The sequence below is a fragment of the Methylosoma difficile genome (genome assembly GCF_054657615.1).
This window is the reverse complement of record NZ_BAAHYJ010000004.1, coordinates 164,563-186,037: the sequence shown is the minus strand read 5'-3', so window position 1 is coordinate 186,037 and position 21,475 is coordinate 164,563. Positions and strand designations below refer to the sequence as shown.

Sequence of the window (21,475 nt, the reverse complement as noted above, 5' to 3'; positions counted from 1 at the left end):
CATTGGTTAATCCACAGCCATGACCTTTTCCTTTCCAAAAGCCTTGCCTGTGCAAGGCTTTTTTAATTTTACACTATGCCCAACTATACATTTTTTGCCACCACCCCTAAAGCCATGGAACCCATGCTCACCGAAGAGCTGCAAGCTTTGGGTGTTAACCAATTTAAAGCCACTTTGGCGGGTGTTGCCTTTCAGGGAGACCTGTCGCTGGCTTATCGGGTTTGCCTGTGGTCAAGGACGGCTAACCGCGTCTTGTTGGAATTAAGTTCTTTTACTGTCCGGTCGCAAGAAGATTTGTACCGTGGCGTGCAGCAGATCAATTGGTTTGAGCATATCGATCCTGAAGACAGCATCGCGGTCACCTTTAATGCCAAAAATTCAGCGGCAATCAGCAATACCCATTTTGGCGCATTAAAAGTGAAGGATGCGATTGTTGACCAAATGCGCGAAAAGTACGGCAAACGCCCGAGTGTCAATACCGAACAGCCCAACATTCGCATCAATGTGCATTTGCAAAATGAAGTGGCGCAATTGAGTTTGGATTTGTCCGGCGAAAGCTTGCATCGGCGCGGTTATCGCGACACCAATATTGCTGCGCCCATGAAGGAAAATCTTGCCGCCGCCATGTTGATGCGCAGTGGCTGGGTGGCGATTGCCCAACAAAAAGGTACGCTGCTGGACCCGATGTGCGGCTCCGGCACTTTGTTGCTGGAAGGTGCGATGATGGCGGCGGATTACGCGCCAGGACTGTTGCGCGATTATTTTGGTTTTAGCGGCTGGAAAAAACACGATGCCGCCAGCTGGGATAAGTTGATTGCCGAAGCGGAAAAGCGCCGTTACATTGGCCTGACAAAATTGCCGGTGATTGTTGGTTTTGACCAAAACCGCCAAACCGTCAACACGGCGCGCCAGCATATTGCCAATGCGGGGCTTGCCCATAAAATCCACGTCGAACGCCGGGATATTGCCGATGCCAAACCTGCCGACAGCTGGCAGCCAGGCCTGTTGATCTGCAATCCGCCGTATGGCGAGCGCTTAGGTGATGAGGAAGAGACGGCGGAATTGTATAAGAAATTTGGCGATACTTTAAAAAGTCATTTTGTCGGTTGGAAAGCGGCGATGATTATCAGCAACCCCGAGCTTGGGTTCCGTTTGGGCATCCGTTCGCAAAAAACAGTCACTTTGTTTAACGGCGCGTTGGAATGCAAACTGTTGCGCCTTAACATTGAAGAGAGTGCGTTTTTCATCCCTAAAGCCCGCTCACAAGCCGAACGTATCGCGCAAATCACCGAAACCGAGGCGCCGTCAACAGAAGAGGACGCTGCCGGTGCGCTGATGTTTGCCAATCGGCTGAAGAAAAACCTTAAAAAATTGAACAAATGGGCAAAACAGCAAGGGGTGACGTGTTTCCGTGCTTACGATGCCGATTTGCCAGAATATTGTGTGGCGATTGATGTTTATCAGGGCGGGCAAACGTGGCTGAATGTGCAGGAATACGAACCACCCAAAACGATTGCTCCGCAAAAGGCCGACCAACGTTTAGCGGCTTTATTAGCTGAGCTGCCCGATGTCTTTGGCATTAGCCGTGAGCAAGTGTTTTTAAAAATCCGCCGTAAACAACGCAATACCGAACAATATGAAAAGCAAGCCGAACGCGGACACTTCCATCAAGTGCAAGAGGGCGGTTGCCAGTTGTTGGTCAATTTTGAGGATTATCTGGATACGGGGTTATTTCTTGACCATCGGCCTATTCGTTTGCTGATTCAAAAACAAGCCAAAGGCAAACGCTTTTTGAATCTGTTTGCTTACACAGGCAGTGCAACCGTGCATGCGGCTGTGGGCGGTGCGCTGGCGACCACCACGGTGGATATGTCCAACACTTATATCAACTGGGCGAAAAATAACTTGTCGTTAAATGCCGTGGCGGGCGAACACGAATTTATCCAGGCCGATTGTCTGGAATGGTTGGCGCACGAGGCCAAGCAAGCGCGGCCCCGCCAATTCGATCTGATTTTTTTGGACCCACCGACGTTTTCCAATTCCAAACGAATGGACGATGTGTTCGATATTCAAAACGATCACGTCACTTTAATTAAAAACGCTGCCGCTTTGTTGGCGGAGCAGGGTGTGTTGTATTTTTCCACAAACTTCCGGCGTTTTAAGATGGATCTGGAAGCCTTGTCGGACTTAACCATAGAAGATATAACGGCGCAAACAATCCCTGAAGATTTTGCCCGTGATCCTAAAATTCATTATTGTTGGAGGATTTGTAAGTAATGCGTCGATTTAAAATTCTGGTAAGCGGGCGTGTGCAGGGTGTCTATTTTCGGGCGTTTACCCAAAAAGAAGCTTTGCGGATGGGCGTGAAAGGCCAAGTGCAAAACTTGCCTGATAAGCGCGTAGAAATTATTGCTGAAGCTGAAGATGAGGTGATGGACAAGTTTATTGCTTGGTGCCACAAGGGGCCAATTACAGCGCGGGTAGATTTGGTCGAGGTGATTGAGCAAGCGATAACTCAAGCCTTTACGTCTTTTGAGGTTGTCAAATAAGCATTATGGCTTGCTTGTCAAGGTAGTGATGTTTTTCACTATTTTCTTGACACATATTGTTTCAGGATTTATACCTTTACGATAAATATTTCCTTAATGTTGCTTAATACTTAATTATCTTCGGCAAAATTTAGGCGAAAAAAAACCCTGCAACCAAAGGGAGGCAGGGTTGAAAATCAAGCAGAGTATAATGAGGAGTATCTGCTTGTTGGGTATAACACCAGGAGGTTGTTAATTCAGGTGAGATCAGTTTTGTCTGATCTCTTTGCGATGTTGCTATAAACAGCTGCACCGGCAAATAAAATGGTTGAGAATATGAATTGACCGGAGATAAAGCTCCAAATGCCGCCAATAAATAACAGCCCTATCACTAAATCATGTTTGAGATCGTTCATTGCTGGCATCCTCTCATGTATAGAAAAATAAAATGGATCTGTAAACATTTTTGAAATTTCTTAACTTGATGCGTACTATACAGGGATAATTATCGTATACAATACGTGATTTAATAAATGAATTGTTTCCAAATACAAAATTATTTAGGTTGTCAAGTTTTTTATTTCGTAAATTGGGATAAGTTTGCAAAATTAATTGGACGGCTCTAATGGCTGTGTAACCAAGTAACGTTATCGTGATAGACAGGATCAGGAGTAGTAAATGGATAAATTGACCAGTATGAATGTGTTTGTTCGGGTAGCCAAAGCGGGCAGCTTTGCCGGTGGTGCGCGTGAGTTGGGCATTTCCCGTGCGATGGCAACCAAGCATATTATGCAGCTTGAAGGTAGTTTGGGGACGCGCTTGTTCAATCGCACCACGCGCAGTTTGAGTTTGACCGATGTCGGCGGCTCCTACCTTGAGCGTTGCCAACAAGTGTTGCTGGATGTTGAAGAAATGGAGGCGGCTGTCACGCATTTACAGACCGAGCCACGTGGTGTTTTAAAAATCAGTGCGCCACCGGTCATTGGGGCGACACATATTGCCCATGCCGTTGCTGAATTCCTTAAAGTCCATACCGATTTGACCGTCGAATTGATCTTGCAAAGTACGCCTGGCGATATGATTGACGAAGGTATTGATTTGGCCATTTATCTCGGTGCATTAAATGACACCAGTATGGTTGCCAGAAAACTGACCAGTTCGTCCTTGGTTGTGTGTGGATCGCCTGCCTATTTGGAACAATACGGAATTCCAAAATCACCGTCCGATTTGTTAAACCACAGCTGTTTGGTCAACTGGGCAAGTGCGCCGCGCAACAAATGGCAATTTAAGGGCGAAAACGGTTATACCGCCATCAATGTTTCGGGGCGTATGCAAGCGAATGTTGCTGATGCCATCAGAACTGCCGCAATAGACGGGCTAGGTTTGGTGATGTTGGCGTCTTATGTTGTGGGTCGTGATATTGAAAAAGGCAAGTTAAAAATCGTGCTGGAAGACTATGCTTTGCCGCCTTTAGATATTTATGCGGTTTATCCGCACAGAAAATATCTGTCCGCTAAGGTTAGGCGTTTTATGGACTTTTTGCAGGTCTGGTTAGAGCCGCGCGTGAACATGGCCAGCGGAGAATAAAAGCCATTTAGCTGTTTGATTAAGCAAACTAATCCCAGCTATTGCTTGACCGTATTCTGGGTGATGCGATAATACCCAGATTTTACGGTGAAATTCTTAGCCTAAGGCCAATGTTAATGCCTGCTGGTTTTGCCAATAAACAGCCAAATTTAAAATGATTGAAAACTTACAGCCGCAACAAGCTTGGGACTTGTTGCAAAACCGCGCTGGTTCCGTCTTGATTGATGTCAGGACAAAAATGGAACACAGTTTTGTCGGTCATCCGCCCGGTGCTATCCATGTGCCTTGGAAAGAAGCCCCTGACTGGCAGCTTAACCCACAATTTATCGCCCAAGTGATCGCCGTGGCGCCAAATCGGGAGTCGCCGATATTGCTGCTTTGCCGCAGCGGGCAGCGTTCATTGGACGCGGCTAAAGCCCTTGAGGCGCAAGGCTACCAATGGCTTGTCAATATTGTTGACGGCTTCGAAGGGCCTTTGGACGCCAACCACCACCGTGGCAACTTGGGCGGCTGGCGTTTTCAGGGCTTGCCTTGGCAGCAAAGCTAAGGCCGCCTATCCATTAAGCTTGCATCCATCCTACATTTTTTATCCAGATCACAAACGCTGTCTGGCTAAACCTGTTTATTTAACCTTTAGAGTACAGACAAAGTGATCGAAAAACTTAGAAACATCGCCATCATCGCCCACGTTGACCACGGTAAGACGACCTTGGTTGACAAATTGCTTCAACAATCCGGCACGTTCGCCGCACACACTAAAGTGACCGAACGCATCATGGATTCCAACGATATTGAAAAAGAACGTGGCATTACCATCTTGGCAAAAAACACCGCCTTAGATTGGAACGGCTACCATATCAACATCGTTGACACCCCAGGCCATGCTGACTTTGGTGGTGAAGTCGAGCGCGTTCTGTCGATGGTCGATTCCGTTTTGTTGTTAGTTGATGCGGTTGATGGCCCGATGCCGCAAACCCGTTTCGTTACCCAAAAAGCTTTTGCTTTAGGATTGAAACCCATTGTCGTCATCAACAAAATTGACCGCCCAGGCGCACGCCCTGATTGGGTAGTTGACCAAACCTTCGATTTGTTTGACCGCTTAGGTGCAACCGACGAACAGTTGGATTTCCCTATCGTGTATGCCTCAGCTATCAACGGCTATGCAGGCTTGGAACACACTATCACTGATGGTGATATGACGCCCTTATTTGAAACTATCGTATCAAAAGTAAGCCCTCCGCCTGTTGATATGGATGGCCCGTTCCAAATGCAGGTGTCCAGCCTTGATTACAACACCTATGTGGGTGTTATTGGTGTAGGCCGTATCCAACGCGGTACCATTAAACCCAACCAACCGTTAGTTATTGTTAACCGCGAAGGTGTCGAACGTAAGGGTCGGATGCTACAAATTTACGGTTTCCACGGCTTAGAACGCGTTGAAGTCGCCGAAGCACGTGCTGGTGACATTATTGCCTTTGCCGGTATCGAAAAATTAGAAATTTCCGACACCATCTGTAATCCAGAAGCGGTTGAAATCATGACGCCGCTGACCGTGGATGAGCCAACGGTGACCATGACTTTCCAAGTCAATAACTCACCGTTTGCCGGTAAAGAAGGTAAATTTGTTACCACCCGCCAAATTCGTGACCGTCTGGAAAAAGAACTGCAACACAACGTTGCTTTACGGGTTGAAGATACCGCTGATCCTGATAAATTTAAAGTATCAGGCCGTGGCGAACTGCATTTGTCGGTTTTGATCGAAAACATGCGCCGCGAAGGCTTTGAAATGGGCGTTTCACGTCCAGAAGTTATCCTGAAAGAAATTGATGGCAAAAAATGCGAACCCTTTGAAATGGTCACCATCGAAGTCGAAGAGGAACACCAAGGCTCCATCATGGAAAAATTGGGCGAACGTAAAGGTGATTTGACCAATATGGTGCCTGATGGAAAAGGCCGTGTGCGTTTGGAATACATGATGCCATCACGTGGCTTGATCGGTTTCCAAACTGAATTTATGACCGCAACGTCAGGTTCTGGTTTGCTCTATCATGTCTTCGACCATTACGGCCCCATGAAAGCGGGTGAAGTCGGCAGCCGCCAACGTGGCGTTATGATTTCAATGGTGGCAGGTAAAGCGGTGACTTACTCACTGCATCCTTTGCAAGAACGCGGCGATTTATTGTTGGTCAACGGTGATGAAATCTATGAAGGCATGTTGGTTGGCTTACATTCACGCAGCAATGACTTATGTGTCAATCCGTGCAAACCCAAACCATTAACAAACATCCGCGCTTCAGGTACGGATGAAAGTTTGGTGCTGGCACGTATCCAAAAAATGACCTTAGAACAAGCTTTGGAATTTATTGCGGAAGATGAGTTGGTTGAAGTGACACCAAAATCGATTCGTTTGCGTAAAAAATTGTTGACGGAAAACGAGCGTAAACGTGCATCTAAAGGCTAATTCCTGCTGAAATGTATAGCGTGGGCAATTATGGCTTACGCGTATTGAGACGACAACATGGACAAAGTCAAAGAAGAAGCTAGCAATCATGTTTTGTTAATTGATTTAGAAAATTGTCCTAGCCAGATTAACCAGCTTATGGAAAATCTTGGGCAATATTCCCATGTTGTTGTCTGCTATGCTCAAAGCGGCGCAAAAATACCGATTGATTGGATTGTGCCTTTAACAACCACAGTTAATGCCAATAAGTTACGCATTGCTAAGATGCCGAACACAGGTAAAAACTCGGCAGATTTTGGTATTTCTTTTTGGGCTGGTGTTTTAATGATAGAGCTACCCAAACAGACTCATTTTGATATTGTTTCTAATGATAACGATTTGGAGCATGTTGTTGATTTGTTAAAAGATCAAGGCCGAAGCGCAACAAGAATTGGTATAAAAAAAGAAAGTATTCAATCCGTGAACACCGTAAGTGAAGGTGTTATGCAGATTAATTATTATGTTCAAGAATATTGTCTGCATTTATTGAATCACAATAAAAGTCGGCCTGCTAAAAAGGAAACCTTGCTTAACAATATCAAAAGTAAATTTAAGGCTGACAATGTTAATCCTGAATTGATATTTGATTACTTAAGCAAGCAAGGCGTTATAGCAATTAATGCTAATAAAATTGCTTATAACCAAGAAAAAATGACTAAAATTGCTGCTTTGTAAAACAAATGGATTTAGTGTGAATTTTAGCTTTTTATTTTAATCGCTTATGGTGGAAATAATGAGTAATATCCAAGAACTTGAACTAGCCGTCTCGCAACTCTCAGCTAACGAATTACAGCAGTTTTCCGAATGGTTTGAAGAGTTTATTGCAGACCAGTGGGATCAAAAAATTGCAGCGGATGTTTTCGCTGGTCGATTGGATAGGACTGGTAAATCAGCCGATGAAGCCTTTCTTTCAGGACAAGCAACGCCATTGTGAAGCACTTTGCCACATCGGATTTTTGGTTTCACTATCGTCAATTACCCGATGAAATTCGTCTGCTGGCGGATAAAAATTTCGAATTACTGCGAACCTATCCTCGTCATCCTTCCTTACGATTGAAAAAGATAGGCGTGTTTTGGTCGGTGCGTATTGGGTTGCGTTATCGCGCATTGGCAAAAGAACGTGAAGAAGGGTTAGTGTGGTTTTGGATTGGCTCACATGACCGTTACGATGATCTGATAACGCAATAAAATAATTTTCCAGACAAAATCTTATAAAACCATGACTCCACGCACCGCCACCGTAGAGCGCAACACGCTCGAAACCCAAATCAAAATAGCCATTAATGTCGATGGCACAGGCCAAGCCAGTTTTACCACCGGCGTGCCGTTCCTTGACCACATGCTTGACCAAATCGCCCGCCACGGTTTAATCGATATGGACATTGTCGCCCACGGCGATTTGCAAATTGACGCGCACCACACCGTCGAAGATGTCGGTATTACCCTAGGCCAAGCGGTTGCGAAAGCCATTGGCGACAAAAAAGGCATTGTCCGTTATGGGCATTCTTACGTGCCGCTGGATGAAGCTTTATCACGCGTTGTTGTGGATTTTTCCGGTCGTCCCGGTTTGTTTTACAACGTCACTTTTCCGCGTGGCATGATCGGTTCGTTTGATGTCGATTTGTTCCGTGAATTTTTCCAAGGTTTTGTCAACCACGCCGGTGTGACATTGCATATCGATAACCTGAAAGGCGTCAACGCCCACCACATTGCCGAAACAATTTTTAAGGCACTGGGTCGCGCTTTAAGGATGGCGATTACCGCAGACGAACGTATGGCAGGTATAATGCCGTCCACCAAAGGCAGCCTGTAAACGCCGTGAATTATTGTTTGGGCTGTATTCTTACCTTTTGTTTGTAAACGATTATGTCCTCTGTTGCTGTTATTGATTACGGTATGGGAAATTTGCATTCCATTGCAAAAGCCTTACAACATGCCGACCCTTCCGCCTTGGTGCAAATCAGTGCCAATCCCAACGAAATCTTACAGGCCGACCGGGTCGTTTTTCCGGGTGTGGGTGCCATGCGCGATTGTATGCAGGCACTTGCCCAAACGGGTCTGGATGCGGTGATTAAAACCGTTGCCCAAGAAAAACCTTTTTTAGGCATCTGCTTAGGCATGCAAGCTTTGCTGTCCGATAGCGAAGAAAATGGCCTGACCGAATGCTTGGGTATTTTTCCAGGCCACGTCGTGCGTTTTCCCGAAAACCTACAAGATAACCAAGGCCAGCGCCTAAAAATTCCGCACATGGGTTGGAACCAAGTCCAACAAGTTGCACACCCGCTTTGGCAAAACATCCCCCAAGACAGCCGTTTTTATTTTGTGCATAGCTACTATGCCCAACCCGATCAGGCTGATCCCGCCTTAGTGGTCGGCACCGCACAGTATCCAAGCCCGTTTGCGTGTGCCTTAGCCAAAAACAACATCTTTGCCGTACAGTTCCATCCCGAAAAAAGCCAGCACGTTGGATTACAACTGCTGAAAAACTTTTTGGCGTGGGACGGACATTATTAAAACTATAAAACTTGCATTGAGGACGCTTTACTTATGTTGTTAATTCCCGCTATCGACCTGAAAGAAGGCAAATGTGTGCGCTTACGCCAAGGACGCATGGAAGATGATACGGTTTTTTCCGATGATCCGGTTGCCGTTGCCGGACGTTGGGTAGCCGCTGGCGCAAAACGTATCCACTTGGTCGATTTGGATGGCGCGTTTGCGGGCAAACCCGTTAATGCCGACGTCATCCACGCCATTGTCGAAGCCTATCCGGGCATTCCTGTACAAATTGGCGGCGGTATCCGCGATGAAGAAACCATCGAAGCGTATCTGAATGCCGGTGTTGAATACGTCATCATCGGCACCAAAGCCGTTAACGAACCGCATTTTGTCCGTGATATGGCCTTGGAATACCCGCGCCGCATCATCGTTGGCCTCGATGCCAAAGACGGCAAAGTGGCGATTGACGGCTGGTCAAAGCTTTCAAAACATGACGTGATTGATTTGGCGCAACATTTTGAAGCCGACGGCGTGGAAGCCATCATTTACACCGACATCTCCCGCGACGGCATGATGCAAGGCGTTAACGTCGAAGCTACCGCACGCTTGGCACGGGCCATCAAAATCCCCGTGATTGCCTCTGGCGGTATCACCAACATGGCTGACATCCACGCCTTAGGATTGGTTGCTAGCGATGGCATCATGGGTGCCATCACCGGACGCGCCATTTACGAAGGCACCTTGGATTTTGCCGAAGCCGAAAAACTCGCCGAATCGTTTTAATTATGAGCCTCGCCAAACGCATCATTCCCTGTTTGGACGTCGATAACGGTCGCGTCGTCAAAGGTGTCAAATTTGTCGACATCCGCGACGCCGGCGATCCGGTTGAAATCGCCCGCCGTTACGACCGTGAAGGCGCGGACGAAATCACCTTCCTCGACATCACCGCCACCCACGATAACCGCGACACCATCGTCCATGTGGTCGAACAAGTCGCCAGTGAAGTCTTCATTCCGCTGACCGTCGGCGGCGGCATCCGCACTTTGGACGACATCCGCCGTATGCTCAATGCCGGTGCGGACAAAGTCGGTATCAACAGTGCCGCAGTGTTCCGCCCCGAATTTGTCCAAGAAGCCGCCGAACGCTTCGGCTCGCAATGTATCGTGGTCGCCATCGATGCCAAAAAAGTCAGCCAAGCAGGCGAAACCGACCGTTGGGAAATCTTCACCCACGGCGGACGCAAAGGAACAGGCATCAACGCCATTGAATGGGCGGAAAAAATGGTCGCTTACGGGGCAGGGGAGATACTGCTGACCAGCATGGACCGCGACGGTACCCGCGAAGGCTTCGATTTGCCCTTAACCCGCGCCATTAGTGAAGCCGTCGCCGTGCCAGTGATTGCCTCCGGCGGCGTTGGCAATCTCGATCATCTGGCAGATGGCGTTATCCAAGGCAAAGCCGATGCGGTACTGGCGGCGAGCATTTTCCACTTTGCCGAATACACGGTGCAACAAGCCAAAGAACATATGCGAAGCCGTGGTATTGAGGTGCGCTTATGAGTGAAGCTTGGTTAGATGAAATCCGCTGGACTAGCGACGGCTTAATCCCCGTCATAGCCCAGCAAACAGGTAGCGGCAGAGTAGTGATGTTCGCGTGGATGAACCGCGAATCCCTCGTCTTAACCGCCCAAGAAGGCTATGCCGTGTACTGGTCACGTTCGCGCGGTAAATTGTGGCGTAAAGGCGAAGAATCCGGACATCGGCAAAAAGTCATCAGCATCCAACTCGATTGCGATGAAGACGTGATTTTGCTGGAAATTGAACAAGAAGGCGGCATCGCCTGCCACACCGGAAGGCAAAGCTGCTTCTACCGCCAGCTGATTGACGGGCAATGGCAAGCCGTTGAACCCGTGCTAAAAGACCCTAAGAGCATTTACGCATCTTCCTAAAATCGTAGGGTACGCATTGCGTACCTTTACCGACTGACCCTGTATGCAAAGCGGGCAAATCAACACAGCCCACCTTGCGCTGAAACCATCGCTAAAATTCCCGATCTGCCTCGAAACTCGGCCTTTAACCTGATAATATCGCCTAATCTATCCAGATATGAGCCGACTTTTATGAGCGAAAAAACCGTTTTCATCAGCTACAGCCATGATTCCGATGAACACAGGGAAAAGGTTCTGCCCTATCCGAACGCTTACGCCTCCTGGATGTTAGTAATGTAGGGTGGGCAGCGCTGTTCTGCCCACCAAATTGCGGAAAAAGGTGGGCAAAACAGCGCTGCCCACCTACTAAACTTACTTACGGGAGTGAGGGATTTTTATCTCCTCGATATATATTCCATTTGGTCTGTGCCAGTGTTCAACATAAATTCGAATTAGATCATCGCGTTCAAATTTTGATCCATGAGGTATTGTTACCTTCCATGTGAACCCCCTTTTGAGTGGTTTTGATCCGCTTCCCAAAGACTCATAGAACTCGTATCCTTGGATGCTCTTAGGTAACGCTTCTTTCTTTAAGGAATTTAGCTTCTCAACAAAATCTTTGATCTGCTTACCTAAGCATTGTTCGATGATTGCGTCTTTATTGCACGTTAGTGCTTGTGGATCGTCAACGTAATACCATGGTGTTTCTTGCTGAATTTTCTTCAACTTGTCTTCGATTGGGATATTTGCAAGATCCGTGTGAGCGAGATCGTATTTGGTTAAGTATGATGCTGTAGTAAAGACATAAACTCTGTCGACGCTTATGTCGGCATCGCCTTTGTTGTTAAATACAGCAATTACGGATTGTAATCCTTGAAGCTCCATTTGGTTATGAGAGTAATAAATTAATGAGCCTAATAAAAGTATTGCTATGCCTAAGCCAAATACGGTTGATGGCCATGTAGTGGGCCAGCTAGGTAATAGTTTTTCATACCATTTTGTTTCATCTGTCATTTAAGTACTGATTTCCTTGGAAACTTTGGTAACCTTGCTTATGAGTTTTACAGTATTTACATTTAATTTAAAAACTTGCTATTTTTATTATCTGAGTTAGTTTCAACATTAAGTTAAGATGCTCGCCGCTATCAAAAGCACGAACTAAAGCGCCAATCTTGAAAAAACAAAACTCCCAAAACGCACGTGATAAAATAACTAAATTATTAAGTATGTTCAATTGGTTTTTAATATCATTGTTTCAATCTATGATTTTTCAACAGCAGCACTCACTCAAGTTTGGAGCATTCACCCTCTGGAAGTATTTCTAGTGTTTGGCGGTCATCGGAAACATATACGCAAAACTTGTTTGTTTTACTTTCTATAGTATCTAAATGATTTTTATATTCAGTTATTACACTTTTTACCTTTTTTAGATCCTGTCCAACTGCATAAGAATAATTTCTGTTTTCTGAATAAAGGGAGTTTAATTTTTTTAAATCTTCACTAAGTTTATGATCATTAGCATAAACCACTGATTCTAAGTAATTAAGTCTATCTTGAACACTTGCTGGAGCGCAGCTGCATTCGAAAAGAGAAAGAAAAATAAGACTATATAATTTAAGTATTTCTTGACGTACCATACATCCTTACCTCATGATCGTTTGCAACAACTATATTTGGCGAGCGAAAATTGTCAATGTTTGGATTATGGGGTTTTCCGATAAATCTCTTTACTCCCGGAAATGGTAGCTCACCTATATGTTTTTTATATATTGAGTCAGATGATCCTGAGGCATAGAATGTAGGGCTTAGTTCGACTTTATTAGAGTTCAAATCCTCAATTAAGAGAGTCAAATTAGAAGCAAACCTACCATTACCTTGAATCCCAATTTGGTTATGTTGATTTCCTTTTAATAAAAGACCTTTGCAGTCATAATCTCTTACTTGTCGTGCGACATTATCTGAAACTTCTATGACAGAAGGGTCATTCAAACCAAGATCGGCAGTTTTTACCCATTTTTCAATAGCCATATGAGTTACCTTTGTAATTACAGCGGTAGCAATTGTTACAAAAACAAACCTCAAAATAATCCCTAAAAGGAACGCGTTACTAGGTACTGGTATCGTAGCTAAGGGGAGTGCTGAACAGGTAATCAAAAAATTTCTACGATTCATAAAAACCTCTGAGTATTTAGGGTTGCAAATAAAATTCATTGATTTAGTATTTACTTAATCATATTTCACCAAAGCTCTAGCATAATCCGAGCATATTGCTGCTATAAATGTTCTTCCATCATCCTTACCAAGTGTTGGATAGCAAATACTGGATTCAGGTGCAGAATGTTTTTTATCGATTATTTCTTCATATTCTAATAGCTTATCAGTAATTAAGTTTTGATATTCATCCAGTCTAATATCATCTCGTTTTGTAATTTTTGGTTTTCCACCAACAGGATTGACAATCCTTCGTTTAATGAGTTGTCCGTCAGCAGCTATTGTTATTATCGATTGGTACTTTGTCTCTGAAATTGCAATTTGTCGGTATATCCCATTTATTTTTAATTCAATTTTTTGTTCGGTTCTGTCATCACCTTTTAAACTAAAAACACCATTTTTTCCACCTTCGCATTGAGTTGTTCTCCATTCACCGTCTGTTGCAGTAACCTTAATATCATTGTCATCATAATAGATATAATCTAGTAACAGCCTGTAGTTTCCTGATAACGAATTGCACACAGCTTCGCTTGTTGACACGGAATTAAAGCTTTTGTAGATAATAAGAGAAATGCCAACAACTAAAGAAGAAATTGCAGTAGCAAACATGATTATATGAAACGCTCTACCAAGGCTACCTGATGAAACCAATACATGAGCCATAAAGCCTAAAGGGAAAATAACTAGTGCTACGAGATGTGCATTATCTAGGCTAAACAATTCAGTGAGTGACATTTGATATTTCCTTGGTAGTAATGCCTAGTTAGCCGAGCATTTATTTAGATTCTCTGCATCTTGGGTCAATGTAGTCTTTACGAACGGTTTTTTTGCCCGATCAAACAATTTAGACGGATTTTAACGCGTCATGAAAAGCTCGCCTCTCGGTATTCGACTTTCATAGTCCTGACTGCCAGCTTCATTTGGTTGGCTTAATTGTCAACAGACTCTAGTGCAATTCGTATCAGAGACATATTATCACCATAATACCAATAATTTTTTAACGCCTATGTATGCCAAGTAGGCACTTTTTCAAGTAATATTAAAAAATTCATAAACATCGTATATTTTTATACCTGAAGTTTTTTAATCAAGAAAATAGCAAATTAGTTTTCTATTATCAACCTGTTTTTTTCATATTGTTATCTACCTAAAAAACCGCGCACTAATGAATAATCAAAACCTAATAAAGTCAATGCGTCTCATCCTGACTCTCGACCACACCGACACCCACCAGCAGGATAGTCAATTCCGCTGCTGCCTACATTAGCCCAATTATTTTGGTGATACAGTCCCCGGCAGTTTCAAACATCAGCTTGTCATGCACTTGCATAATCATTTTGGTAACGGGTTCTTCTGCTTGCAGCCACGCTGCTTTGCATGAGGTGTTAATGGTGGGTGCTTATGGGTATTGGATTGCTGGCAAATGTATTGCAAATCCCTCATTTTGCCGTCGAACACAGCGGTTAAAAATGTCATAATGGCGAAAATCAGGCAACGCGTTGATTTTGGTATCGCACGCTTTGCAAAATGAAGTTTTTTGAATTTTTTATAAGCCAACATGAACAATACCCTTACCCAACTTGCCCAAGTCTTGGAAGAGCGCAAGCAGCAAGCCGCCGACAAATCTTATGTTGCCAGTTTGTACGCGAAAGGCTTGGACAGCATTTTAAAAAAAATTGGTGAAGAAGCGACCGAAACGGTGATCGCGGCAAAAAATGGCGATAAGGAGCAGATCATTTACGAAACGGCCGATTTATGGTTTCACTGCATGGTGTTGTTGGCACAACAGGGTTTGCACCCTGATGATGTCTTGAATGAATTGCAGCGGCGTTTTGGTTTGTCGGGTTTGGAAGAAAAAGCGCAACGCACTGCCAAATAATCAGCCACACGGGAGGCGAATATGGGTATTAGCATTACTAAATTATTGATCGTATTAGGGATTGCCATTGTTATTTTTGGCACCAAACGCTTACGGAATATCGGTACCGATTTGGGCGGGGCCATCAAAAATTTCCGCACCGCTTTGAAAGAAGGTGAGGGCGAGAAACCTGCCGAAGACGAAGAAACCGTGATTGACGGCGAAGTGACCCACAAAACGAACGAAAAAGTCAAAGATGTTTGAGATTGGTTTTTCGGAAATTTGCATGGTGGCTTTGGTGGCCTTATTGGTGATCGGCCCTGAAAAGCTGCCGCAAGCCGCCAGAATTGCCGGCTTTTGGATAGGCAAAACCCGCCGCATCGTGGCGGGCGTGCAAGCCGAGCTGAAGCAAGAGTTGTATATCGAAGAATTTCGCCGAGCCTTAAACCAACAAAATCCGGATTTGGAAGCCTTGCACGACTTGCAGGCCGAACTTGACGAAACCGCCCATTCCATCCATGCCGCTTTAAATCCTGAAACGGCAACGCCTGTCAACCTGACCAAAACCCATGAGCCGGAATAATTCCCAGCCCGACCCTGAGCTGCCGCTCATCAGCCACCTGATTGAATTGCGCGACCGCTTGTTGCGTATCGTCTTGTGTGTGCTGTTGATATTTTTGGGGCTGACCACTTACGCCAACCAAATCTACAGCGTGTTGGCGGGGCCGTTGATGAAGCATTTGCCTGCCAACAGCACCATGATTGCCATCGAAGTGGCATCGCCTTTTTTTACGCCGTTTAAGTTGGCGTTGGTGTTGTCGGTATTTGTGTCGGTGCCGGTGATCCTTTACCAATTTTGGGCGTTCGTCGCGCCGGGTTTGTACAAAAGCGAAAAACGATTGGTGTTGCCTTTGTTGGTCGCCAGCACGGTGCTGTTCTATTTGGGCGTGGCTTTTGCCTATTTTGTGGTGTTTCCGTTGGTGTTCGGCTTTTTGACCGCGGCGGCACCGGAAGGCGTAGCGGTGATGACCGACATCAGCAAATATCTGGATTTTGTGCTGACGCTGTTTTTTGCCTTTGGCGTGTGTTTTGAAGTGCCGATTTTTACCATCGTCTTGGTTTGGACGGGTTTGGTCACGCCCGCCCAGCTTGCCGCGCAACGATCTTATGTGGTGGTCGGTGCGTTTATCGTCGGCATGGTGCTGACCCCGCCCGATGCCATTTCGCAAACCTTATTGGCAGTGCCGATGTGGTTGTTGTTCGAGGTGGGCTTGTTGTTTTCCCGTTTTTTTGTGCCGAAAGCCGATGCGGGTGACGAAGCTGAAAAATCGGATGTTGATAAGATCAGCCTGCAAAAATAACCGCGTACCCTATCAGGAAGCCCTGTATGCAAAAAAATGTACTGATTACAGGCGCTGCCAAACGCATTGGCGCGGATTGCGCCCGCTTGCTGCATAGCCACGGCTGCAATATTTTTATGAGCTACAACGCATCCCAAGCCGAAGCATTAAGGCTTTGCGATGAACTGAATAGCTTGCGCCCAGATTCCGCCCAAGCCATGCAGGCCGATTTGCTTGATATGGAGAATTTAGCGGCTTTGGCTGCGGCGGCTAGTTGCCCGTGGGGGCATTTGGATGTGCTGGTCAACAATGCTTCGGCTTTTTATCCCACACCGATGGATGCGGTGACAGAGCAGCAATGGGACGAGCTGTTGGGCAGCAATTTAAAAGCACCGTTTTTTTTGGCAAAACACTTGGCAGCCAGTTTGTCTGCCCAGCAGGGCTGTATCGTCAATATGGTTGATATTCACGCCGAACGGGGTTTGAAAGATTATCCGGTGTACAGCATTGCCAAAGCGGGATTGGTCGCCATGACCAAGGTGTTGGCTAAAGAGTTGGCACCGAATGTCAGGGTAAACGGTGTTGCGCCGGGTACGATTGTGTGTTCCGAGCAGGAATTGTCTTTGCAACAAAAGGCCGAGCTGTTGCCCCGCATTGCTTTAAACCGCACCGGCGGGCCGCTGGATATTGCCAAAGCGGTGTTGTTCCTGATTAAAGATGCCGATTTTATGACCGGTCAGATTTTGACGGTTGATGGCGGTAGGACTTTGTTTTACTGAATCATCTTTATAATTGCAGGCATCCATTGTTAATCCGTAAAAAATCCTTCCTTATAACATCAGTTAATTTATCAATAAAAAAGGTATCCCATGATTGAATGGTTATTCGTTCCCGTCGCCTATTTGGTAGGTTCCATTTCTTGTGCCATCCTCACTTGCCGGATGATGGGGCTTCCTGATCCGCGCGAGCAAGGTTCGGGGAATCCCGGTGCGACGAATGTGATGCGTATCGGTGGCAAAAAAGCAGCGGCGATTACGTTGGCGGGCGATTTGTTGAAAGGCTTGCTGCCGGTGCTGGCGGCAAGCTTATATGGCGTGTCGGACGAGTTGCTGGTGTTGACCGGTTTGGCGGCTTTTACCGGACATCTTTATCCGGTATTTTTTGGCTTTAAAGGCGGTAAGGGCGTTGCGACCACCATCGGCGTGTTGCTGGGCTTTAACTGGTTGTTGGGCTTGGCGTTTGTTGCCACTTGGTTGTCGATGTATAAGATCGGCAAAATCTCGTCTTTGTCAGCCTTGTGCGCGTCGGTTCTGTCGCCAGTTTATGCGTGGTTTATTCTGGGCAAGCTGCCGGTGGTGGTGGCAACGGTCGCCATGACTTTGGTGTTGCTCTGGCGGCATCGCAGCAATATCCAACGCTTGCTGGCGGGCGAAGAAAAATAGCCTGTCAACAGCGGGGCAGGCTATCAATCGGCCAGCGCGGATACGCAGAAACTGCCAAGCTTTCGTGTTGGCCTGCCATCAGCCGCTGGCAACCGGCGTAGGCAATCATGGCGCCGTTGTCGGTGCAAAATTCAGGTCGGGGGAAGTAAATGTCGGCATTGGCTTTGTTTGCCATTGCCGTCAATGAGGCGCGGATTTGCCGGTTTGCGCTGACGCCGCCAGCCACTACCAAGCGTTTCAGGCCCGTTTGTTCCAATGCCCGTTTGCATTTGATGGTTAAGGTGTCGGCAACGGCGTCTTGGAAGGCGCAAGCAATATCGGCCTTGCTTTGAAGGCTGCCATCGGAAGCGTTGATGGTGTTCAGGGCAAAGGTTTTTAAGCCGCTAAAGCTAAAGTCCAAGCCTGGGCGGTCGGTCATCGGGCGCGGGAATTTAAATACAGGCTGGCCTTGTTCAGCTAAGGCCGACAATTTGGGGCCGCCCGGATAGCCTAAGCCCAGCAGTTTTGCGGTTTTGTCAAAAGCCTCGCCAGCGGCGTCGTCCAATGATTCACCGAGCAGGCTGTATTGGCCTATGCCGTCTACCTTGACCAATAAGGTGTGTCCGCCGGAAATGAGCAGGGCAACAAAAGGGAAGGCGGGCGGGTTTTCTTCCAGCATGGGCGCAAGCAGGTGGCCTTCCATATGGTGTACGGCAAGTGCGGGGATTTGCCACGTCCACGCCAAGCTCTGTGCCGTGGCTGCGCCGACCAATAACGCCCCCATTAAGCCAGGTCCTGCCGTGTAGGCAATGCCGCCCAAATCTTGGTGGGTCAGCTGGCTTTCTTGTAAGGCTTGCCTAATCAGCGGGACAAGTTTACGGATATGGTCGCGTGATGCCAGCTCCGGCACGACGCCGCCGTACTCGCTGTGCATGTCAATTTGGCTATGCAGAAGATGGTGGATCAGACCTTTTTGGGCGTGGTAAATGCCCACACCGGTTTCGTCACAAGAGGTTTCTATGCCTAGAACGTACATTGAGTTTTTGAAATTCGAGAAAAAAGGCGTATAATTGTGGGTTATTTTTGTTCAGTTCGCAAAAGTATAATTTTTTTTTGTTGTAACCCTTTTTTCAGATATTAACATGGTTGGATCATTATAATGCCGTCAGTAAAAATTAAAGAAAACGAACCTTTCGATATTGCTATTCGCCGTTTTAAACGCGCTTGTGAAAAAGCCGGTGTTTTGGCTGAAGTCCGTCGCCGCGAGTTTTACGAAAAACCAACTGCGGAACGTAAACGTAAAGGTGCTGCGGCTGTTAAACGTCATTTGAAAAAATTGGCGCGCGAGCGTTATGCATTGAAAAACTTGCGTCGTGGCCGTCCAGCACAATAAGCCATGAGTTTATTAACGGATCGCATCAAGGATGAAATGAAGTCAGCCATGAAGGCTGGCGACAAGGCAAGGTTAGGTGTAATCCGCCTGATTTTGTCAGCCATTAAGCAGGTTGAGGTGGATGAGCGCATTGAGTTGGATGACGAGCGGGTGCTTGCTGTCCTTAGCCGGATGCTCAAGCAGCGGCGCGAATCCATTCGACAGTTTGCCGATGCGGGCCGTACCGATTTGGTCGATATTGAGGAAGCAGAGGTTTTGGTTATCCAGGATTTCTTGCCGCAATCGCTAAGCGAATCGGAAATTGATGCTTTAGTCAGCGCAGCCATAGCCGAGTCCGGCGCGCAATCTGCAAAAGATATGGGCAAAGTGATGGGCTTGGTAAAAGCCAAAGCGCAAGGTCGGGCTGATATGTCAATTGTCAGTGCCAAAATCAAGGCTGCCTTAGCTGAATAATTTGGCCACCGGAAAAGCCCATGTCCGGCGGTAGAATCCCTCGTGAATTCATTGATGATTTGCTGGTGCGGGTCGATATTGTTGATTTGATCGACTCGCAAGTCCCGTTGAAAAAAACGGGGGCCAATTACGTCGCCCGTTGTCCCTTCCATACCGAAAAAACTCCCAGCTTTTCCGTCAATCGGCAGAAGCAATTTTTCCATTGTTTTGGTTGTGGAGCCAGTGGTAATGCCATTGGTTTCCTCATGGATTACCGGCATTTGGAGTTTGTTGAGGCGGTTGAAGATTTGGCTGACTTTGTCGGCGTGGAAGTGCCAAGAGAAGCTGCTGCTTATCAAGCATCGCCCAGCAAAGACAATTTAACTGATCTGTATGCGCTTACCGAAAAGGTCGCTGCTTTTTATGTCGAGCAGTTGCGTAGCAGTGAGGGTGGTAAGAAAGCAGTCGATTATCTTAAGGCGCGTGGCTTAAGCAGTGATTGCGCCCGTGAGTTTATGCTGGGTTATGCGCCCGATGAATGGCAATCGTTGCCAAATCTGTTCGATGAGCGCTTGTTATTGGAAGCCGGTTTGTTGGTCGCTAAGGAAAATGGTCGTGTTTATGACCGCTTCCGTCAGCGCATTATGTTTCCGATCCGCGATAAGCGCGGCAGGGTCGTGGGCTTTGGTGGCAGGGTTTTGGATGATTCTTTGCCCAAATACTTGAATTCTCCGGAAACGTCGCTATTTCATAAGGGCAAACTCGTTTATGGTTTGTTTGAATTGCTGCAAAAACATGCCAAGCCGCCACGGATTTTGATTGTGGAAGGCTACATGGATGTTATTTCATTGGCGCAATTTGGCATTGATTATGCGGTTGCGGTATTGGGTACGGCGGCAACGGCAGCGCATTTGGATTTGCTGTTCCGTTTTTCGTCCGAGCTGGTATTCTGTTTTGATGGTGATCGCGCTGGGCGCGAGGCGGCTTGGCGGGTGATGGAATCGGTGTTCCCTAGCCTAAAAGAAGGCAAGCAAGTCCGTATTATGTTGCTGCCGCAAAGTTTCGATCCAGATTCGCTTGTCCGGCATGAAGGTTTGGAAGCTTTTGTTGGGCGTGTGCAGGGTGCACAAACTTTATCCGATTATTTTTTTGAACACATTGCCGCTGAGTTTAATCTGAAAGAAACCGAAGGTCGCGCACAATTTGTTGCCAAGGCAAAGCCCTATTTGGATAAGTTGCCTGAGGGTGTATTTAAGGAATTGATGTTTGCGAGGCTGAAAAATTTGTCAGGCTCGCCTAGGCGTGGTTTTTTGGAAACCCAAATTAATCAAAAATTAGAAACCAGTAAATTACGTCAGCCGCAAGATAAGGCCCGGTTGTCATCTGCAAGAGTTGCATTGGCTTTATTGTTGCAGAATCCGCTTTTAATTGCCGTGGTTGAAGCTAAAAAAATTGCTTGGGATAAGTTAGAGTTTTCAGGCGGTGAGCTGTTTAAGGGCATTGTGCAGGTGCTGATGGATGAAAAGCCTGCCAATACTGCGGTGCTATTGGAATACTACCGTGACAAGCCCGAAGAAAAAACCATTAAAGCTTTGGTTTTCTTGGATTTGTCTATTGCTGACGAGCGGGTGACGGCGGTATTTAATGATGCTTTGGACAAATTGTTAAATCAAGCTAAAGAAATGCGCTTGGATAAGCTCTTGTTAAAAGAAAAAGATGTCGGTTTGGATGAAAGTGAAAAAATCCTACTACGTGAGTTGTTGAGCAAATAAACCGGTACAA

Annotated in this window: 29 protein-coding genes; 22 read left to right on the top strand and 7 right to left on the bottom strand. The window is 46.3% G+C overall.

The window, feature by feature from the left end; all coding sequences use genetic code 11:
- The first annotated feature begins 75 nt into the window (after positions 1–75).
- Both rlmKL and ACYQ1O_RS12535 read left to right on the top strand, forming a co-directional pair.
- Entirely contained in the window at positions 76–2,277 is a 2,202-nt protein-coding gene (gene rlmKL, locus ACYQ1O_RS12540) for a bifunctional 23S rRNA (guanine(2069)-N(7))-methyltransferase RlmK/23S rRNA (guanine(2445)-N(2))-methyltransferase RlmL (RefSeq protein ID WP_459992119.1), read from the top strand.
- Positions 2,277–2,549, top strand: coding sequence for an acylphosphatase (locus ACYQ1O_RS12535; protein WP_459992118.1), 273 nt, complete (start codon positions 2,277–2,279; stop codon positions 2,547–2,549). The genes rlmKL and ACYQ1O_RS12535 overlap by 1 nt, the downstream gene beginning before the upstream one ends.
- A gap of 236 nt (positions 2,550–2,785) precedes the next feature.
- Here ACYQ1O_RS12535 and ACYQ1O_RS12530 read toward each other — a convergent pair whose 3' ends face one another.
- Positions 2,786–2,944: a hypothetical protein gene (locus ACYQ1O_RS12530; RefSeq protein WP_459992117.1), complete on the bottom strand. Its 159-nt coding sequence runs from the start codon at positions 2,942–2,944 to the stop codon at positions 2,786–2,788.
- A gap of 262 nt (positions 2,945–3,206) precedes the next feature.
- Between ACYQ1O_RS12530 and ACYQ1O_RS12525 the strand changes: the two genes are divergently transcribed.
- The 11 genes from ACYQ1O_RS12525 (at position 3,207) to hisI (ending at position 11,059) form a co-directional block, all read left to right on the top strand.
- A complete protein-coding gene (locus tag ACYQ1O_RS12525; protein WP_459992115.1) occupies positions 3,207–4,115 on the top strand; it encodes a LysR family transcriptional regulator in 909 nt (302 codons plus the stop codon).
- A gap of 154 nt (positions 4,116–4,269) precedes the next feature.
- Positions 4,270–4,662, top strand: a complete 393-nt coding sequence (locus tag ACYQ1O_RS12520) for a rhodanese-like domain-containing protein (RefSeq protein WP_459992113.1) — start codon at positions 4,270–4,272, stop codon at positions 4,660–4,662.
- A 102-nt stretch (positions 4,663–4,764) separates the two neighbouring features.
- A complete protein-coding gene (gene typA, locus ACYQ1O_RS12515) occupies positions 4,765–6,576 on the top strand; it encodes a translational GTPase TypA (protein WP_459992112.1) in 1,812 nt (603 codons plus the stop codon).
- A 57-nt stretch (positions 6,577–6,633) separates the two neighbouring features.
- A complete protein-coding gene (locus ACYQ1O_RS12510; RefSeq protein WP_459992110.1) occupies positions 6,634–7,290 on the top strand; it encodes a PIN domain-containing protein in 657 nt (218 codons plus the stop codon).
- A 58-nt stretch (positions 7,291–7,348) separates the two neighbouring features.
- Positions 7,349–7,549, top strand: a complete 201-nt coding sequence (locus ACYQ1O_RS12505; protein ID WP_459992108.1) for a hypothetical protein — start codon at positions 7,349–7,351, stop codon at positions 7,547–7,549.
- On the top strand, positions 7,546–7,803 hold the full coding sequence (locus ACYQ1O_RS12500) for a ParE family toxin-like protein (protein ID WP_459992107.1): 258 nt from the start codon (positions 7,546–7,548) through the stop codon (positions 7,801–7,803). Before ACYQ1O_RS12505 ends, ACYQ1O_RS12500 begins: the two co-directional genes overlap by 4 nt.
- 31 nt (positions 7,804–7,834) lie before the next feature.
- A complete protein-coding gene (gene hisB / locus ACYQ1O_RS12495; protein WP_459992105.1) occupies positions 7,835–8,428 on the top strand; it encodes an imidazoleglycerol-phosphate dehydratase HisB in 594 nt (197 codons plus the stop codon).
- Positions 8,429–8,481: 53 nt separating this feature from the next.
- On the top strand, positions 8,482–9,129 hold the full coding sequence (gene hisH, locus ACYQ1O_RS12490) for an imidazole glycerol phosphate synthase subunit HisH (RefSeq protein ID WP_459992103.1): 648 nt from the start codon (positions 8,482–8,484) through the stop codon (positions 9,127–9,129).
- A 33-nt stretch (positions 9,130–9,162) separates the two neighbouring features.
- On the top strand, positions 9,163–9,894 hold the full coding sequence (hisA, locus tag ACYQ1O_RS12485) for a 1-(5-phosphoribosyl)-5-[(5-phosphoribosylamino)methylideneamino]imidazole-4-carboxamide isomerase (RefSeq protein ID WP_459992101.1): 732 nt from the start codon (positions 9,163–9,165) through the stop codon (positions 9,892–9,894).
- A 2-nt stretch (positions 9,895–9,896) separates the two neighbouring features.
- On the top strand, positions 9,897–10,670 hold the full coding sequence (hisF, locus tag ACYQ1O_RS12480) for an imidazole glycerol phosphate synthase subunit HisF (RefSeq protein WP_459992100.1): 774 nt from the start codon (positions 9,897–9,899) through the stop codon (positions 10,668–10,670).
- On the top strand, positions 10,667–11,059 hold the full coding sequence (gene hisI / locus ACYQ1O_RS12475; RefSeq protein WP_459992098.1) for a phosphoribosyl-AMP cyclohydrolase: 393 nt from the start codon (positions 10,667–10,669) through the stop codon (positions 11,057–11,059). The genes hisF and hisI overlap by 4 nt, the downstream gene beginning before the upstream one ends.
- Positions 11,060–11,410: 351 nt before the next feature.
- Here hisI and ACYQ1O_RS12470 read toward each other — a convergent pair whose 3' ends face one another.
- From ACYQ1O_RS12470 to ACYQ1O_RS12450, 5 genes are all read right to left on the bottom strand, one after another.
- Positions 11,411–12,052: a hypothetical protein gene (locus tag ACYQ1O_RS12470; RefSeq protein WP_459992097.1), complete on the bottom strand. Its 642-nt coding sequence runs from the start codon at positions 12,050–12,052 to the stop codon at positions 11,411–11,413.
- Between the two features lie 269 nt (positions 12,053–12,321).
- Entirely contained in the window at positions 12,322–12,675 is a 354-nt protein-coding gene (locus ACYQ1O_RS12465) for a hypothetical protein (protein ID WP_459992096.1), read from the bottom strand.
- Positions 12,653–13,210: a hypothetical protein gene (locus ACYQ1O_RS12460; protein WP_459992094.1), complete on the bottom strand. Its 558-nt coding sequence runs from the start codon at positions 13,208–13,210 to the stop codon at positions 12,653–12,655. The genes ACYQ1O_RS12465 and ACYQ1O_RS12460 overlap by 23 nt, the downstream gene beginning before the upstream one ends.
- 54 nt (positions 13,211–13,264) lie before the next feature.
- On the bottom strand, positions 13,265–13,984 hold the full coding sequence (locus tag ACYQ1O_RS12455) for a hypothetical protein (RefSeq protein WP_459992093.1): 720 nt from the start codon (positions 13,982–13,984) through the stop codon (positions 13,265–13,267).
- A 597-nt stretch (positions 13,985–14,581) separates the two neighbouring features.
- Positions 14,582–14,809 (bottom strand): hypothetical protein, encoded by a 228-nt coding sequence (locus tag ACYQ1O_RS12450; protein ID WP_459992092.1) that lies wholly within the window; start codon positions 14,807–14,809, stop codon positions 14,582–14,584.
- Between ACYQ1O_RS12450 and ACYQ1O_RS12445 the strand changes: the two genes are divergently transcribed.
- The 6 genes from ACYQ1O_RS12445 to plsY all read left to right on the top strand — a co-directional run bounded on the left by ACYQ1O_RS12445 (position 14,808) and on the right by plsY (position 17,889).
- Positions 14,808–15,128: a phosphoribosyl-ATP diphosphatase gene (locus tag ACYQ1O_RS12445; RefSeq protein ID WP_459992091.1), complete on the top strand. Its 321-nt coding sequence runs from the start codon at positions 14,808–14,810 to the stop codon at positions 15,126–15,128. The genes ACYQ1O_RS12450 and ACYQ1O_RS12445 overlap by 2 nt on opposite strands.
- Before the next feature lie 21 nt (positions 15,129–15,149).
- Positions 15,150–15,371, top strand: a complete 222-nt coding sequence (locus ACYQ1O_RS12440) for a Sec-independent protein translocase subunit TatA (protein ID WP_459992088.1) — start codon at positions 15,150–15,152, stop codon at positions 15,369–15,371.
- 22 nt (positions 15,372–15,393) lie between these two features.
- On the top strand, positions 15,394–15,690 hold the full coding sequence (locus tag ACYQ1O_RS12435) for a twin-arginine translocase TatA/TatE family subunit (protein WP_459992087.1): 297 nt from the start codon (positions 15,394–15,396) through the stop codon (positions 15,688–15,690).
- The gene (tatC, locus tag ACYQ1O_RS12430; protein WP_459992086.1) at positions 15,677–16,468 is read left to right on the top strand and encodes a twin-arginine translocase subunit TatC; all 792 of its coding nucleotides are present in this window, start codon (positions 15,677–15,679) and stop codon (positions 16,466–16,468) included. Before ACYQ1O_RS12435 ends, tatC begins: the two co-directional genes overlap by 14 nt.
- 26 nt (positions 16,469–16,494) lie before the next feature.
- Complete coding sequence (locus tag ACYQ1O_RS12425; protein WP_459992084.1) at positions 16,495–17,226, top strand: pteridine reductase; 732 nt, start codon at positions 16,495–16,497, stop codon at positions 17,224–17,226.
- A gap of 90 nt (positions 17,227–17,316) precedes the next feature.
- Positions 17,317–17,889, top strand: a complete 573-nt coding sequence (gene plsY, locus ACYQ1O_RS12420) for a glycerol-3-phosphate 1-O-acyltransferase PlsY (RefSeq protein WP_459992082.1) — start codon at positions 17,317–17,319, stop codon at positions 17,887–17,889.
- Between the two features lie 4 nt (positions 17,890–17,893).
- On the opposite strand, the gene tsaD is transcribed toward plsY, so the two are convergent.
- Entirely contained in the window at positions 17,894–18,904 is a 1,011-nt protein-coding gene (tsaD, locus tag ACYQ1O_RS12415) for a tRNA (adenosine(37)-N6)-threonylcarbamoyltransferase complex transferase subunit TsaD (RefSeq protein ID WP_459992081.1), read from the bottom strand.
- 123 nt (positions 18,905–19,027) lie between these two features.
- Between tsaD and rpsU the strand changes: the two genes are divergently transcribed.
- From rpsU to dnaG, 3 genes are read left to right on the top strand one after another with little or no spacing between them, the layout of a single operon-like run.
- A complete protein-coding gene (gene rpsU / locus ACYQ1O_RS12410; protein ID WP_459992079.1) occupies positions 19,028–19,261 on the top strand; it encodes a 30S ribosomal protein S21 in 234 nt (77 codons plus the stop codon).
- 3 nt (positions 19,262–19,264) lie between these two features.
- A complete protein-coding gene (locus tag ACYQ1O_RS12405) occupies positions 19,265–19,714 on the top strand; it encodes a GatB/YqeY domain-containing protein (RefSeq protein ID WP_459992078.1) in 450 nt (149 codons plus the stop codon).
- 20 nt (positions 19,715–19,734) lie between these two features.
- Positions 19,735–21,465, top strand: a complete 1,731-nt coding sequence (gene dnaG / locus ACYQ1O_RS12400) for a DNA primase (protein ID WP_459992076.1) — start codon at positions 19,735–19,737, stop codon at positions 21,463–21,465.
- Positions 21,466–21,475 lie beyond the last annotated feature (10 nt).